At 49.3% G+C, this 1,689-nt stretch carries 1 protein-coding gene; it reads left to right on the forward strand.

Annotated features, from left to right (window positions below; translation table 11 throughout):
• On the forward strand, positions 1-1,689 hold a 1,689-nt coding region (leuS, locus tag OEM52_15170), incomplete at both ends, for a leucine--tRNA ligase (protein MDK9701473.1).

The raw sequence follows: 1,689 nt of genomic DNA on the forward strand, positions 1-1,689 counted from the left end.
CAGGACATACCCCTTCGCCGAGAAGGAAGCGAAATGGCGGGAGGTATGGGAAAATCGCGGCGACCATCGCGTCGATGTAACCGACAACTCGATTCCGAAGCAATACGTTTTGTGCATGTTTCTATATCCCAGCGGCGACAAGTTACATATCGGACATTGGTGGAACTATGCCCCTGCCGATACGTTTGCTCGGCTTCAACGGATGAAGGGCTATCAGGTTTTCGAGCCGATGGGATTCGATGCTTTCGGATTGCCGGCAGAAAACTTTGCAATAAAAAACAACGTCCATCCTGCAGTATCGACCAAACAAAACATCGAATACATTCGGGGTCAGCTCCGCCGGATGGGGAATATGTACGATTGGCGGTATGAGGTCAACACCTCTTCCCCGGAGTATTACAAATGGACACAGTGGCTGTTTGTACAGTTGTATAAACAGGGTTTAGTCGAGTATAAAACAGCGCCACTCAATTGGTGTCCGAAGGATCAAACCGTCCTTGCCAATGAGCAAGTAGTCGGTGGTTGTTGCGAGCGTTGTGGTACTCCCGTCGAACGGAGAAAACTGGCTCAGTGGTTTATCAAAATCACTGACTTTGCCGATTCTTTACTCGAGGAACTGGATCGACCGGTATCCGAAGGGGGAATCGATTGGCCGGATAAGACCAAAGCGTCGCAAAAATACTGGATTGGCCGTTCCGACGGCGCAAGTATTAAATTCCCGTTACTCGATAATAAAGAAGTCTTGGAGGTATTTACCACCCGTCCCGATACCCTCTACGGGGTAACGTATGTGGTGTTGGCGCCGGAACATTCGCTGGTTCAACAGATAACCACGCCGGAGCGAAAGGCAGATGTCGCAACCTACATCGAGCAGACGATAAAGACGACTGAAATCGAACGGATGGCAACCGACCGTCCCAAGACCGGTGTCTTTACTGGAGCTTACTGCAAGCATCCATTATCTGGTGAGAATATCCCGGTATGGATTGCTGATTATGTGCTGGAAAGTTACGGAACAGGAATCGTAATGGCGGTTCCTGCTCATGACCAACGCGATTTTGAGTTTGCCGTTAAATACGACTTACCGATTCGAATTGTGATACAATCGCCGGATCATACGCTCGACGTACTGGATATGACAAATGCCTATACAGAACCGGGAGTAATGGTCAATTCTGCCCACTTCGATGGAACACCCTCCGAAGAAGGCATTCAAAAGATTATCGCCCATCTGGAAGAACAGGGAGTGGGGAGTAGGCGAGTTACATACCGTCTTCGTGACTGGTCAGTTTCGCGTCAGCGTTATTGGGGAGCGCCGGTGCCTGTAATCCATTGTCCCGATTGTGGGATCGTTTTAGTTCCCGAACAGGATTTGCCGGTTCGCTTACCTGAAGAGATTATCGAGTACCGACCGAAAGGGAAATCGCCCCTCGAAACTGCCGAATCGTTTATGGCAGTAAATTGCCCGAACTGTGGAAAACCGGCGCGTCGCGATCCCGATACGATGGATACATTTACTTGTTCATCGTGGTATTATCTTCGGTTTCCATGTGCCCAAAACGATCAACAACCGTTCGATCAAGAGATTGTTAACCGGATGCTTCCGGTCGATACTTATATCGGCGGTACTGAGCATACTTACGGACATTTGCTGTACTCACGTTTCGTTTGCTATGCATTGTACAAGGC

It is taken from the genome of bacterium, from assembly GCA_030247525.1.
In the GTDB taxonomy this organism is placed as follows: Bacteria; Electryoneota; JAOADG01; order JAOADG01; family JAOADG01; genus JAOTSC01.